Annotated in this window: 14 protein-coding genes (1 of these 14 running past the window's edge); 9 read left to right on the top strand and 5 right to left on the bottom strand. The window is 71.4% G+C overall.

Features of this window, described 5'->3' with window-relative positions:
* Positions 1 to 1,342, top strand: partial view of a hypothetical protein gene (locus HGG74_RS01085; RefSeq protein ID WP_246262562.1) — the 3' portion only. The gene continues 89 nt to the left of window position 1, outside the view; 1,342 of the gene's 1,431 nt are visible here — the last part of the coding sequence; its start codon lies beyond the left edge, outside the window; it ends in the stop codon at positions 1,340 to 1,342.
* A gap of 22 nt (positions 1,343 to 1,364) precedes the next feature.
* On the opposite strand, the gene HGG74_RS01090 is transcribed toward HGG74_RS01085, so the two are convergent.
* Genes HGG74_RS01090 through HGG74_RS01105 form a run of 4 tightly spaced genes read right to left on the bottom strand, consistent with a single transcriptional unit; the run spans position 1,365 to position 4,436 of the window.
* Positions 1,365 to 2,429: a sulfate/molybdate ABC transporter ATP-binding protein gene (locus HGG74_RS01090; protein WP_168484496.1), complete on the bottom strand. Its 1,065-nt coding sequence runs from the start codon at positions 2,427 to 2,429 to the stop codon at positions 1,365 to 1,367.
* Complete coding sequence (locus HGG74_RS01095; protein WP_168484497.1) at positions 2,426 to 3,247, bottom strand: ABC transporter permease; 822 nt, start codon at positions 3,245 to 3,247, stop codon at positions 2,426 to 2,428. The genes HGG74_RS01090 and HGG74_RS01095 overlap by 4 nt, the downstream gene beginning before the upstream one ends.
* A gap of 2 nt (positions 3,248 to 3,249) precedes the next feature.
* On the bottom strand, positions 3,250 to 4,029 hold the full coding sequence (gene modA / locus HGG74_RS01100; protein WP_168484498.1) for a molybdate ABC transporter substrate-binding protein: 780 nt from the start codon (positions 4,027 to 4,029) through the stop codon (positions 3,250 to 3,252).
* The gene (locus HGG74_RS01105) at positions 4,026 to 4,436 is read right to left on the bottom strand and encodes a TOBE domain-containing protein (RefSeq protein WP_168484499.1); all 411 of its coding nucleotides are present in this window, start codon (positions 4,434 to 4,436) and stop codon (positions 4,026 to 4,028) included. Before HGG74_RS01105 ends, modA begins: the two co-directional genes overlap by 4 nt.
* A gap of 241 nt (positions 4,437 to 4,677) precedes the next feature.
* On the opposite strand from HGG74_RS01105, the gene HGG74_RS01110 reads away from it, so the two are divergent.
* The 8 genes from HGG74_RS01110 to HGG74_RS01140 all read left to right on the top strand — a co-directional run bounded on the left by HGG74_RS01110 (position 4,678) and on the right by HGG74_RS01140 (position 12,340).
* Positions 4,678 to 6,126, top strand: coding sequence for an APC family permease (locus tag HGG74_RS01110; RefSeq protein ID WP_168484500.1), 1,449 nt, complete (start codon positions 4,678 to 4,680; stop codon positions 6,124 to 6,126).
* 26 nt (positions 6,127 to 6,152) lie between these two features.
* Positions 6,153 to 6,656 (top strand): acyl-CoA dehydrogenase family protein, encoded by a 504-nt coding sequence (locus HGG74_RS21310; protein ID WP_246262497.1) that lies wholly within the window; start codon positions 6,153 to 6,155, stop codon positions 6,654 to 6,656.
* Positions 6,581 to 7,372 carry an acyl-CoA dehydrogenase family protein gene (locus HGG74_RS01115; protein ID WP_312856707.1) on the top strand — a complete coding sequence of 264 codons (792 nt, stop codon included), beginning with the start codon at positions 6,581 to 6,583 and terminating at the stop codon, positions 7,370 to 7,372. The genes HGG74_RS21310 and HGG74_RS01115 overlap by 76 nt, the downstream gene beginning before the upstream one ends.
* 115 nt (positions 7,373 to 7,487) lie before the next feature.
* Positions 7,488 to 10,154 (top strand): PEP/pyruvate-binding domain-containing protein, encoded by a 2,667-nt coding sequence (locus tag HGG74_RS01120; RefSeq protein ID WP_168484501.1) that lies wholly within the window; start codon positions 7,488 to 7,490, stop codon positions 10,152 to 10,154.
* Positions 10,155 to 10,177: 23 nt separating this feature from the next.
* Positions 10,178 to 10,522, top strand: a complete 345-nt coding sequence (locus tag HGG74_RS01125) for a P-II family nitrogen regulator (protein WP_168484502.1) — start codon at positions 10,178 to 10,180, stop codon at positions 10,520 to 10,522.
* 62 nt (positions 10,523 to 10,584) lie between these two features.
* On the top strand, positions 10,585 to 11,055 hold the full coding sequence (locus tag HGG74_RS01130; RefSeq protein WP_168484503.1) for a DUF2243 domain-containing protein: 471 nt from the start codon (positions 10,585 to 10,587) through the stop codon (positions 11,053 to 11,055).
* A gap of 3 nt (positions 11,056 to 11,058) precedes the next feature.
* Positions 11,059 to 11,874, top strand: a complete 816-nt coding sequence (locus HGG74_RS01135; RefSeq protein ID WP_168484504.1) for a cytochrome c oxidase assembly protein — start codon at positions 11,059 to 11,061, stop codon at positions 11,872 to 11,874.
* Positions 11,875 to 11,884: 10 nt separating this feature from the next.
* The gene (locus HGG74_RS01140) at positions 11,885 to 12,340 is read left to right on the top strand and encodes a DUF3237 domain-containing protein (protein WP_246262499.1); all 456 of its coding nucleotides are present in this window, start codon (positions 11,885 to 11,887) and stop codon (positions 12,338 to 12,340) included.
* Between the two features lie 80 nt (positions 12,341 to 12,420).
* On the opposite strand, the gene HGG74_RS01145 is transcribed toward HGG74_RS01140, so the two are convergent.
* Positions 12,421 to 13,422: an ABC transporter substrate-binding protein gene (locus HGG74_RS01145; RefSeq protein ID WP_168484506.1), complete on the bottom strand. Its 1,002-nt coding sequence runs from the start codon at positions 13,420 to 13,422 to the stop codon at positions 12,421 to 12,423.
* Positions 13,423 to 13,453 lie beyond the last annotated feature (31 nt).

The raw sequence follows: 13,453 nt of genomic DNA on the forward strand, positions 1-13,453 counted from the left end.
CGGCACCGCGTCGTCCGCATCGCCGTCGCCGGATGCAACCCCGTCCAGGTCGCCTTCGCCGGACGCCACCGCGTCCGTAGTGCAGCCCTCGCCGGATGCCACGACGTCGGCAGCAACGGAGCCGTCGCCGGAGCCGTCGAGTTCTCCGGCGCCCGAACCGTCGAGCTCTCCGGCCCCGAAGCCGGCAGGGCCGGCACACGCTGAAGCCGGCCGGAAACGGATCGCGGCCAAGGCAAAGTCCCTGAAGCTGATTCCGGTGGGCAGTTACAACTGCCGGCTGGCCAGGAGCGGCTGCGTGCGCACCTACAGGCCGGCCCGGGGCAGCAAGCGGGTGGCCATCTACTGGACCGCGAAGACCGGCGCCCGGGCCGTGGAACTCACCCATGCCATCGGCCGGAAGTACCGCGGTGCCGGCAGCGAGGTGGGCAAGCTGGGCTATCCGGTCGCCGATATGAAGCGCGGGCCCGGGACCGGCGCGATCCAGGCCTTCCAGAAGGGGCAGGTTGCCTACTCGGCGGCGACCGGCGCCCAAACCATCACCGGACGGCTGCTGGCCGGCTGGAAGGAACGCGGCGGCCGGACCGGCAAGCTCGGATACCCGCTGCAATGGGGCAAGACCAGGGACGGCAAAACCACCCAGGTGTTCCAGGGCGGCAGCCTGGTGGCCGGCAGGGCCGGGGCCAGTTTCCATCCGAAGAACGAGTGCTGGGCCCTGGGCGCCGGCAAGACCCGCTACCGTCATGGTTACGCCAACCGGATTTCGTTCGCCATCGCGGAGAAATACGGCACCTACAAGGCGGATTTCGTCAACTGCAGGCGCGTCGGCACCATCTACGTGCAGAGCTGGGAAACCGCAACGGCCACGGTGGGACTGAAGGGCTTCAGGAAGCCCGGCGTTCCCTCCGGCCATACCGCCCACCGCTGGTCGCCGCAGGGCAGCTACACCGTGACCGAAGCCTTTGGCGAAGGGAACCCGGGCACCGCGCTGTCCTACCGGCAGCTGAATCCGCGCTCGCGCTGGAGCGGCACACCGGGCAGCTCCTACAACACGTACTACGAGGCCGCCTCCCCGTTCTTCGAGCGCTGGCCGGACGAGAACCTGTGGCAGATCATGCGCGCCCCCACCGGGGACTACCGGCAGGGGGTGGTGATCAACTACAACCGTGGCCCGGGGCAGAGGATCCGGCAGGGGGCAGGGTTTGCCATCTTCCTGCACGCCAATCCGGTGGCGACCTTCGGCTGTATTGCGCTGGAACTGAAAAACGTGACGCGGTACCTGAAGACGGCGCAGCCGGGGGACCGGATCATCATGGGGGTGCGCCGGGACATCTTCAAGGCCTGATCCGCTGCCCCGTCCCGGAGTTTCAGGCGGGGAAGATGTCCACGGCGGTGGCCTTGACCGCAAAGTAGAGCTGCAGGCCCGGAGCCACGTCCAGGTCTGCGGCCGCGGCGGCGGTAATGTCGGCATACAGCCCGCCGGCGTGGATCCGGATGTGCCCGCCGTGCGGCTCCACGTCCGTGACGGTGACGGCGAAGGTGTTCCGCGGGCTGCCGTGGACCGGCTCGCGGAAGACCGCCACTTCGGCCGGGCGGAACACCGCGATGCCCACCTGCCCGGGTGCGGCTTCCGGGTCCGCGGTGCCGGTGACGGTGGCGCCGGCGGCGAGCCCTGAGGTGCCGTCGGTGGCCAGGATCCCGTCCCCGGTGATGGTTCCGGTCAGCAGGTTCAGCCCGGCCAGGCCGGCGGCGAAGCGGCTGCGCGGGCGCTCCAGGATCCGGCGCACGGGACCTTCCTCGGTGATGCGGCCGGCCTCCATCACCACGGCGCGGTCCGCGAGCAGGAGCGCGTCCAGCACGTCGTGGGTGACGATAATGGCCCGGCGGCCGGCCAGCACGCGCTTGAGCAGCCGCCGTAGCATCGGGGCGGCCTCGACGTCAAGCGCGGACATCGGCTCGTCCAGCAGCAGCAGCTGTGGGCCGGCGGCCAGTGCCCGGGCGACGGCGACGCGCTGCGCCTGCCCGCCGGAGAGCTGCCCCGGCCGGCGTCCGGCCAGATGGAGCGCGTCCACTTCGGCCAGCCAGTGCCGGGCGTTCTGCCGGGCGCCGTGCCGGCCGGCGCCGGCGCTGCGCGGGCCGAAGGCGACGTTCTCCAGCACGCTCAGGTGCGGGAAGAGCAGCGGCTGCTGGGCCAGCAGCGCGGTGCCGCGCAGATGCGGCGCCAGCCATGTGCCGCCAGGCAGGTCGAACAGCGTCCGCCCGTCCAGCATGGCCCGGCCGGCATCCGGGCGCAGCAGTCCGGCGGTGACCGAGAGCAGGGTGGATTTGCCTGCGCCGTTGGGTCCCAGGACCGCCACGGTTTCCCCCGGTGCCAGCGCCAGGGACGCCGCGAAGTCCCTGGCCGCCACTGCCGCCTCGAGCTGGAAGGTCACCGCCCACCAACCCCCAGGGCGCCGCTGAGCGTGCGGCGGTAGGCCAGGCCGACGACGGCGGCAGCCACGGCGACCAGCACCAGGGACAGGGCGACGGCGGCGTCCGGATCCGTCTCGCGCTGCAGGTAGATTTCCAGCGGGAGTGTCCGGGTGACGCCCTGGAGGCTGCCGGCGAAGGTGAGCGTGGCGCCGAACTCGCCCAGCGCGCGGGCGAAGGCGAGCACGGCCCCGGAGGCCAGGCCCGGCAGGATCAGCGGCAGGGTGACGCGGGTGAGCACCGTCGTCGGCCGGGCGCCCAGGGTGGCGGCGACCGCCTCGTACCGGTGCCCGGCCGTGCGCAGGGCACCCTCGAGGCTGACCACCAGGAAGGGCAGGGCCACGAAGGTCTGCGCCAGCACCACCGCCGCCGTCGAAAACGCAATCTGGATCCCCGCCACCTCCAGGGCCGGGCCGAGCAGCCCGCGGCGGCCGAACGTGTACAGCAGGGCGATGCCGCCCACCACCGGCGGCAGCACCAGCGGCAGCAGCACCAGGGCGCGCAGCAGTTGCTGCCCGGGGAAGCTGGCGCGGGCCAGCACCAGCGCCGTCGGAATGCCCAGGACCAGGCACAGGACGGTGCTGGCCGCGGCGGTGCGCAGGCTGAGGCCCAGTGCCGCCAGCGAGGAAGCGGAGGTCACCAGCGGGAGGAAGCCGGCCCAGTCCACCCGCGCGGCCAGTGCGGCCAGCGGCAGCAGGACGGCCCCGAAGCCCAGGGCCGCGGGCACCATGATCCACCGGGGCAGGCCGGAGTAGCCGGCGGGGTGTGCGCTGCGTGCCATCGTCAGGGCAGGCCGAAGCCGGCCGCGGACAGGACCTGCCGGCCGGTGCCGCCGGTGACCAGGTCGATGAACTCCGCGGCCAGCTGCTGCTGTCCGCTGCCGTCGACGGCGGCGATGGGGTAGGTGTTCACCGCCGCGGCGGCCTCCGCGAAGGGCACCGCCGTGACCCGGCCGGCGGCATTCCGGGCATCCGTGATGTAGACCAGGCCCGCGTCCGCCTCGCCGGAAGATACCTTGCCGAGCACGTCCGTGACCGAGGCTTCCTCGCTGGCCGGCTGCAGGGTGGTGCCCGCGGCCGCCGCGGCCTTCTCCGCGGCGGCCCCGCAGGGTACCTGCGGGGCGCAGACCACCACAGCGGTGCCTGGTTCGGCCAGGTCCGCGAAGGAGTCGATGCCGGCCGGGTTGTCCGGCGGCACCACGATGGTCAGGGTATTGCTGGCGAACTCCTCCGGCTCGCCGGCCAGCAGGGAAGCCGCCGCCAGCTGGTCCATGGTCCGGGTGTCGGCGGCGGCAAAGACATCGGCCGGGGCGCCGGCGGTGATCTGGGTGGCCAGGTCCGAGGATCCGGCGAAGTTCAGCACGACGTCGGTGCCCGGGTGCTGCTGCTCGAAGGCCCCGGCCAATTCGGTGAAGACCTGCTGGAGCGAGGCGGCGGCGAAGACCGTTAGCGAGCCGCCGGCGCCGTTGCCGGATTCCGCCGGGGCCGTTCCGCCGGCACCGCAGCCGGCCAGGGCGAGCGCGCCGGCGGCGGCCAGCGCGGCCGGGCCGCGGAGCGCCCTCATGCCGTGCCCTTGCCGTGCGGAGTCTCGACAATGACGGTGGTGGCCTTGACGACGGCGGTGGCCACCGATCCGGGCTCGAGCCCCAGGTCACGCACTGCCTCGGCGCTCATGAGCGAGACGACGCGGTGCGGACCGCACTGCAGCTCCACCTGTGCCATGACCTTGTCCATCACGATGTCCGTGACCAGGCCGACGAAGCGGTTCCGGGCCGAGCTGCCGATGCCCGTCGGATCGTCGGGGAGCACCGCCTGCTTCCGGGCCAGCCGGGCCAGGTCCAGCCCGTCCACCGCGGCGTAGCCGGAGGCGTCCTTCGCGCCGGACAGCTGGCCGGAGTCCACCCAGCGCCGCACCGTGTCGTCACTGACGCCCAGGAAGCGCGCGGCATCGGAAATCCGTATCTGCGGCATGCGACCCATCCTACAGCCGCAAATGCGTCCCTCTTCAAGGAAAAACTGGTCGAGTACGGGACAACCCCCTGCCATTGGCCGCTTTCTGCCGGTGGCACAGGACGCCATGGCGGCAACATGGCGTCACACGGCCACACACGCCTTCATCTACGGCGGTGCGGCTTCGGGCTGGTCGCTAGATTGGCGGTCGATCTTTCCCTGCCCCGCCAGCCGCGGGGCCGCACCAGTGACAGGACCTTCCATGACCGTTCATACAAGCGCCGCGCCGCAGCCGCCGGCCACCGGCACGGCCCACGCGGCCGGAAGCCGGCTCCGGGGTTCGCTTGGCGTCTCCGGCATTGTCTTCATCGTGGTCGCCGCGGCCTCGCCGCTGGGCGTGATCGGCGGCCCGGTGCCGCTGGGCATCGCCTTCGGCAACGGCGCCGGCTTCCCGTTCGCCTTCGTGATCGCCACCGCCGTGCTGCTGCTGTTCTCCGTCGGGTTCACCACCATGACCCGCTTCGTGCCGACGGCCGGGGCGTTCTATTCCTATGTCGACAAAGGCCTGGGCCGCAGTGCCGGCCTGGGCGCGGCCTTCATAGCCCTGCTGGCCTACCTGGCCCTGGAAGCGGGGGTCTTCGGCCTGTTCGGCCCGGCCCTGGCCGGCCTGGTGGAATCCTACGGCGGCCCGGCACTGCCCTGGTGGGTCTGGGCCGCGGCCGGCTTCGCCGCCGTCGTGCTCTTCGGCTACCGCAACATCGAACTCTCCGGCAAGGTGCTCGCGGTGCTGCTGCTGGCCGAGGTCGCCATCGTGCTGGCGCTCGACGCCGCCGTCATCTTCTCCGGGGGTGGACCGGAAGGCTTCTCCACCGGCATCGTCAGCCCCGGCCAGATCCTCTCCGGCGCGCCCGGCTTCGGCATCCTGTTCGCCATCCTGAGCTTCATCGGCTTCGAGGCCACGGCCGTGTTCCGCGACGAGGCGAGGGACCCGGACCGGACCATCCCCAGGGCCACCTACATATCGCTGCTGTCGATCGGCGGCTTCTACACCCTCTCCAGCTGGCTGCTGGTCAGCGGCGTCGGCCAGTCCAAGGTCGTCGAGGAATCCACGGCGAACCCAGGCACCATCCTGCAGACGACGACCGAAGCCTACCTGGGCGCGGCAGGCGGGCACATTATCGCGCTGCTGTTCGTCACCAGCCTGTTCGCCTGCATCCTCTCCTTCCACAACATCGCCTCGCGCTACATCTTCCAGCTGGCCTCCCGCGGTGTCTTCGCGCAGCCGCTGTCCGTCCCGCACGAGCGGTTCGGTTCGCCGGCACGCGCCTCGCTGGCTGCCGCCGGCGTCGTCGCCGTGCTGAACGTGGCGGCGGTGCTGCTGGGGCTGGACCCGATAGTGGAGTTCTACACCTGGCTGGGCGGCATCTCCTCGGTCGGCATCGTGCTGCTGCTGGTGCTCACCTCCGTGGCCGTGCTCGCGTTCTTCGCCCGGCAGGAGCGCGGCGGCAGCACCTGGCGGCGGCGGACGGCCCCGGCGCTGGGCCTGGCCGGACTGCTGCTGTTCGTGGCGATCATCCTGCAGAACCTGCCCACCCTGGTGGGGGAGGAGAGCTACGGGCCGTTCTCCTTCGGCGTGCTGGCCCTGTTGGTGCTGGCCTTCGCCGCCGGGCCGGTGGTGGCCCGGGCCAGGCCGGCAGCAGTGCTGCACTGACCCTCCGCCGTCGAAAGGAAACAACCATGAGCACCGATACCGTCCCCTGCAGCCCCTGGGCCGGCCACGCCGGCGCCGATGAGCTGGCCCACTGGAGCGCCGTCGCCGGGTCGGTCGCCGCCGAACTGGCGCGCGACGCCGTCGAGCGCGACCGTGCCGGCGCCGCCCCGGTGGCCGAACTGGCGCTGCTGCGCGAGTCCGGCCTGGTCAACCTGCTCATCCCGCGCGCTGCCGGCGGCGAGGGCGGGCACTGGGAGACGGCCTTCGCGGCGGTCCGCACCGTGGCCCGGGCGGACGCCTCGATCGGGCAGATCCTCGGCTACCACTACCTGAACTCGGCCTGCATCACCTTCTACGGTGCGCGGGCGGACCAGGACGCATGGTACCGGCCAGCGCCGCGGGCGGCTGGGTCTGGGCGGACGCGTTCAACCCGGTGGATCCGGACCTGGAACTGGTGGCGGACGGGGACGGGTACCGGCTCTCCGGGACCAAGCACTTCGCCACCGGGGCCGCCGCGGCGGACCGGCTGATCTCCGCCGCCGTGGCCAGCGGCGGAGCGTACGACGGCGAACTGGTGGTCTTCGCCCTGGACGCCCGGCGCGAGGGCATCGAGCACCTGGACACCTGGGACCACCTGGGCCAGCGCGCCTCGGCCTCCGGGGCGGTGCGCTTCACCGCCGTCGCTGTGACACCCGAGGATGTGATCGGCACAGACACCGGCGAACCGTTCTCCTCGGTGGTGACCCCGGGCGTGCAGCTGCTGTTCGGCAACATCTACCTGGCCGTCGCCGAGGGCGCCCTGGCCCAGGCCCGGGAGCTGACCCGCGCGCGGAAGAACTCCTGGTTCCTCTCCGGCGCCGACACCTACGCCGAGGACCCGGTGGTGCACCGGGTCTACGGCGAACTGGTGGCCAGGACCGAGGCGGTCCGGGCGCTCGCCGATGCGCTGAACCGCAGGTTCGACGGCGTCGCCGGCCTCGGCGCCGCGGTCACCGCCGAGGACCGGGCGGAGCTGGAGCTGGCCATCGCGGGCCTGAAGGTGGTCTCCACCGAGGTGGGACTGGAGGTGGCCTCGCGGGTGTTCGAGGTGACCGGGGCCTCCTCGACGAGGAACTCCATCGGGCTGGACGTCTACTGGCGCAATATCCGCACGCACAGCCTGCATGACCCGGTGGACTACAAGAAGATCGAGGTGGGCGCGCACTTCCTCAACGGCACCGTCCAGCCGGTCTCGCTGTACACCTGACCAATTCCTCCTGGGGCGCCGGGGTGTCCGGGGCCGCCGGCCATTGAGCGGTGCGGCCGGCGGGCATATAGTCGGCAGGACGTACCACCTGCGCGGGGCGAGGACCAGGGAGAGGATGGACGCGGTGCGCCAGGACCATCTCGTCGTCGAACTGGCACGGATCGGCGCCGGGATGCTGCCCGAGGTGGGTGGCAAGGCACTGAATCTGGGTCTGCTGATGGCTGCGGGGCTGCCGGTCCCGGGTGGCTTCTGCCTGACGACGGCGGCCTACCGCATCATGGCCGAGGCCATCGGCCTGGAAGGACCGGTGGAAGCGGCCGGGCAGGTGGATGCCGCCGATGGACCGGGCCTGGCCGAGGCGGCGGGCCGGGCGCGCGAGGCGGTCCTGGCCGCCGTCATTCCCGCCGAGGTGGCGGAGGCGGTCCGCGAAGCCTACGCGGAGCTGGGTCCCAATCTGCCGGTGGCCGTCAGGTCCTCGGCCACCGCCGAGGACCTGCCTGACGCAAGTTTCGCCGGGCAGCAGGACACTTTCCTCAATGTTTCCGGCGCCGACGCCGTGCTGGAGGCCGTGCGCCGCTGCTGGGCATCGCTTTGGACGGACCGCGCGGTAGCCTACCGGGCCGCCCACGGCATCGGGCAGCACAGCGTGGCCCTCGCCGTCGTCGTCCAGGAAATGGTGCCGGCGGCCGCTGCGGGCGTCCTGTTCACCGCCAACCCGCTCACCGGCACGCGCCGGCAGGCGGTGATCGACGCAGTGCCGGGGCTGGGTGATGCAGTGGTCTCCGGCGCGGTGAACCCGGACCACTTTGTGCTGGACACCGCCAGCGGCCGGGTGCTGGAGCGGACCCTGGGCGGCCGGCAGGGCGACGGGCAGGAGCAGGGCGCGGCACGGGCCTGCATCTCGGACGCGCAGCTGCGCGAGCTCGCGGCGCTGGGGGCCAAGGCGGAGGAGGTCTTCGGCTGCCCGCAGGACCTGGAATGGGCAGCGGAGCAGGACGGGACCATCCGGCTCACCCAGTCCCGGGCCATCACCACGCTGTACCCGGTGCCCGAGGCAGCGGTCCCGGCCGGGGGCACCCGGGTGTACCTGTGCGCGAGCCTGGCCCAGGGGCTCATCCGGCCGTTCACCCCGATGGGCTTGGCCGCCATCACCTCGATGCAGGACGCCCGTACCGGCTGGCGGATCGCCGAAGGCGGCCAGCGCCCGTTCATCGACCTGACCCCGGTGGTGCGCAGCCGCAGCGGCCGGCGGACCATGCTCAGGATGTTCCGGGTGGCCGAGGCGCGCTCGGCAGCGCTGCTGCAGGGACTTTACGAGGATCCGCGGTTCTCCGTCATCCGCGGCAGCTGGTCCCCGAACCTGCTCTCGGGCAGCGACCTGAAGCAGGTGGGGCTCCTGCTGCTGCGGATCCTCGAGGCCGCCGCCCGGCCCCGGGCCGCGCTGAGCCGGATCCAGGCGCTGGGACACACCCTTGAACAGCGGCTGGAGCTGTCCGGGCCGGCCACGCCCGTGCAGCGGCTGGACTTTGTGGAACGGACCATGTCCACGGCCTTCAGGACCCTGGTGCCAGCGGTACTGCCGGCGCCGGCCACCGGGTTTGCCCTGCTCGGCCTGGCCCGCTGGCTGCTGCGCGGCATTGCCGAACCCGGCGAGCTGCAGACCGTGCTGCGGGGCCTGCCGCACAATGTCACCACGGAAATGGACCTGCAGCTGTGGCAGCTGGCCACCAACGTCCGCAAGGATCCCGAATCGGTCCGGGTACTGGCCGATGAATCCGCGGCGGAACTGTCCCGCCGCTACCGCGCCGGCAGCCTGCCGGCGGTGCTGCAGGATCTGCTGGCTGGCTTCCTGGCCCGCTACGGGCACCGGGCGGTGGCCGAGATCGACCTGGGCATGCCGCGCTGGTCCGAGGATCCGGCACACCTGCTCGGGGTCGTCGCCAACTACCTGCGGACCACCGGCGCGCAGCCGGCCCCGGACGTCCAGTTCGCCCGCGCCGCCGGGCAGGCCGAGGAGAAGGTCGCCGATCTCACCTCCCGCGCCCGGAGGCACAACCGGCTGCGCGGTGCCGCCGTCGGATGGTGCCTGCGGCGGACCCGCGCGCTGGCCGGCCTGCGCGAGCAGCCCAAGTTCTACATCATCCTCACCTTCGCCGCCCTGCGCCGCCAGCTCACCGCCGTCGGCGGGACGCTCGCCGCCGAGGGACGGATCGCTGCCGCGGAGGACATCTACTTCCTGGCCCCGGATGAGGCCCGGGTGGGCCTGCGCGGGGCCGAGCTGAAGGATCTGGTGGCCCGGCGCCGGCGCAGCTACGAGCGCGAACTGCAGCGGCGCTATGTGCCCCGGCTGCTGCTCTCCGACGGCACCGACGTCGAAGCGGCGGCAGCGGCGTCCGGCGCGGCCGCAACGACGGCGGCCGGTACGGCGGGGGCAACGGCGCCGGGCGCGGCGGACCGGCTGGTGCTGGCCGGCAGCCCGGCCTCGGCCGGGACCGTGACCGGGAAGGCCCGCGTGATCCTGGACCCGGTCGGGGCCCGGCTGGAACCGGGGGAAATCCTGGTGGCGCCGTCCACCGACCCGGGCTGGACGCCGCTGTTCATGACGGCCGGTGCGCTGGTGATGGAGATGGGCGGAGCCATTTCGCACGGGGCCGTAGTGGCCCGCGAATACGGCATCCCCGCCGTGGTCGGCGTACCGGATGCCACCCTGCAGCTGGCCACCGGCCAGACCATCACCGTGGACGGTGCCGCCGGGACCGTCACCGCCGTGCCGGATGGGTAAGCCGGCCGACCAAGGAGCCCGCCATGCAATTGATTACCGCCGTGATCCAGCCCCAAAAGCTCGAGGACGTCAAGACCGCCCTGAAGGGGCTCGGCGTCAGCGGCATGACCATCGCCCCGGTTTCCGGCGTCGGCCGCCAGAGCGGCCACACCGAAAGCTACCGGGGCGCGGCCATCACTGTGGAAACGGTGCCCAAGGTGCGTCTGGACATCCTGGCCACGGACGAGGACGTGGAATGGATCATCAACGAGATCGTGGCCGCGGCCCGCACCGGGCATATCGGCGACGGCAAGATCTGGGTGGTCCCGGCCACCCAGGTGATCAGGGTCAGCACGGGGGAGCGGGGCGAGCGCGCGATCCGGGCCTAGAGTGTGCATGTGACGGTTCGCTACCGGCTACGGTGCCTGTTTGGCAGTCAGGGAGGACTGGGATGGGAGCTCCACAGGTTCCGCGGCCTGCCTTGCGCAGGGACCGCTCGCTTTGGGCAGCCCTGATGATCGGCGTCGGCGTGATGGCAGCTGTCGACGAGATCATCTTCCACCAGGTGCTGGCCTGGCACCACTTCTACGACCGCTCGACCGGCGACATCGCGTTGCTCTCCGACGGGCTGCTGCACGCTGCCGAACTGTTCATCCTGGTGGCCGGATTCTTTCTGCTGGCTGACACACACCGGCGCGGCACATACTCCCGGCAGGTCGCGCGGGCCGGGCTCTTCCTGGGCCTGGGCGGCTTCCAGCTCTTCGACGGCCTGATCAACCACAAGGTCCTGCAGCTGCACCAGATCCGCTACGGGGTCGACATCCTCCCGTATGACCTGATCTGGAATGCGGTCAGCCTGCTGCTGCTGGGCACCGGGGCCGTGCTGGCTGTCCGCGCCCGGCGGGCCCGGCCGAACGCCTGAGCTATGCACCAGCATGGCGGCGGCTTCGGCCTCGACGCTCTCTTCGCCCTTCCCTTGATGTTGGCGATCGGGTGCTACGTCGGGGCTGCGCTGCGGGTACGCCGGACCGGGCAGGGCTGGCCGATGAGCCGGATCCTGCTGTGGGCAGGCGGGACCGCTGCCGCGGCTGCCGGATTCGTCGGCCCGCTCGCGGCACGGGCATACACGGATTTCACCGCCCATCTGTTGTCCCACCTGCTGGTTGGCATGCTGGCCCCGCTTCTGCTGGTTCCTGCCGCTCCGGTCACCCTGGCCCTGCGGTCCCTGCCACCGGTGCCGGCCCGCAGGCTCGCGCACCTGCTCAAGAGCACACCGGTACGCATCCTCTCCCATCCCGTGACGGCGGGTGTGCTCAACGTCGCTCCGCTCTGGGTGCTCTATGCGACTCCTGCCGGCGCCCCGATGCTGGACAACCCGCTCGTGCACCTGGCCGTGCAGCTGCATTTCCTGGTTGCCGGATACCTTTTCACCGCTTCCATCATCGGCATCGATCCGTCCCCGCACCGGGCCGGGTTCGCCACCCGGACGGCGGTGCTGCTCCTCGCAGCCGCCGGACACGCCAGCCTGTCCAAATACATCTACGCCCATCCGCCAATGGGAGTACCTTCAGCGCAGGCGGAGGCCGGGGGCGTCCTGATGTACTACGGCGGAGACCTCATCGATCTGGCCCTGGTCACCGTGTTCTGCGCCCAGTGGTACCGGCAGGCGCGGCCGCGGAGCCCCGGGCAGGGACGGCCGGCAGCGCGCGGTATTCCAAGGCAGGGTGCCGGGCCGCCCTAAGATGGGTGCCATGATCACCCCCGAACTGGAGTACCTGGCAACGCTGACCATCAAGGTCGGCACCCCTGCCGAAATCGGGTCCACCCCGGCCGGCCGCCGGCGCATCATTCCGATCGAGGGCGGCACTGTCGATGGCCCGGCCCTGAAGGGCAAGGTCCTGCCGTTGGGTGCGGATTACCAGCTGCTCAGGAGCGAGACGCTGACCGAACTGGAGGCGAAGTACGCCATCGAAACCGACGGCGGCGAGCGGATTTACGTCGAGAACTTTGGGTTGCGTACCGGGTCCCGGGAGGACATCGAGCGCCTGGTGCGCGGCGAGAAAGTGGACCCGGCGCGGATTTACTTCCGCTGCCTGCCGAAGTTCACCGCCTCCGGGGAATGGGAGTGGCTGAACTCGAAGATCCTGGTCGGCACCGGCGAGCGGCACCCGGACAGCGTGGTGGTCAACGTCTTCGTGCTCAACTAGGGTCCGGAGGCAAGGTCCGGGCGCACGGCGGCGCCGGTACCCGTCCGGGTGCCGGCGCCGCCGTGCAGGTGTCCCAGCCGTTACGGCAGCTGCGGGTCCACGCCGAAGTGCCCGGCCAGTTCGGTGATGGCGGCGTGCGCACCCTGGATGCTCACGGAGGCGACGAAGGTTTCGTCGTCGACCGTCACCACGTCGCCCTTGAGCCGCTTCCACAGCGGGTTGGACTCGAACTTCTCCTGCTGTGCCCGCGAGGCGTCGCCCTCGGCGCCGGCCGGGGCCCAGGTGCTGACCATGACCAGCCCGGCGTCGCCGTCGAGGATCTGCTCGGCCGAGAGCGGCACGAAGATCGACTCGGTGGTGTCCGGGGCGCCCTTCGGCCGGGGGATGCCCATGTCGGCCATGATCTCGCCGATGAAGGAGTCGGAGGAGTACAGGCGGGCGGTGTCTTCGCCGGCGAAGCGGATCAGCGAGTAGGTGGTCTCCGGCTTCTTGGCCAGGATCGCCTCGCCGACCTTCTTGGCGCGTTCCTCATAGGCGGCAACAGCTTCCTCGGCCTGCTCCTTCTTGCCCAGGGCCTCGCCCAGGAAGACGACGTTCTCCTTCCAGGTCGGGCCGGTGCTGACGGAGAAGATGGTGGGAGCGATCTTCGAGAGCTGGTCGTAGAGCGCCTCGTGCCGCACCTGGGCGGAGACGATCAGGTCCGGATCCAGTTCCAGGATCTTCTCCAGGTCGGGCTCGGCCAGCGTGCCCACGTTCACAGACTCCGCGGTGGCTTCCTTGACGTCGCCCAGGTAGGGGGCGAACGGCTGGCCCGGATCCTGGCGGTACTCCACGTAGCCGGCCAGGTCCGCGTCCAGCAGCAGGGCGGCGTCGGAGTAGCTGGGGTCCAGGGCGACGACGCGGGTGGGCTTCGACTCGATGGTGGTCGATCCCATGGCGTGCTCCATGGTCAGCGGGTAGCCGGCCTCCCCGGCAGGGCTCTCGGCGGTGCCGCTGGTGGCCGGGGCGCTGCACGCGGCCGTGCCCAGCAGGGCGGCACCGGCGGCGACTGCCCAAAATTTCTTCAGGATGTGGGTTTTCATACGGCTCTCTTTCGGAAGTTCTGCGGCGTGG

Source organism: Arthrobacter mobilis (assembly GCF_012395835.1).
GTDB lineage: Bacteria > Actinomycetota > Actinomycetes > Actinomycetales > Micrococcaceae > Crystallibacter > Crystallibacter mobilis.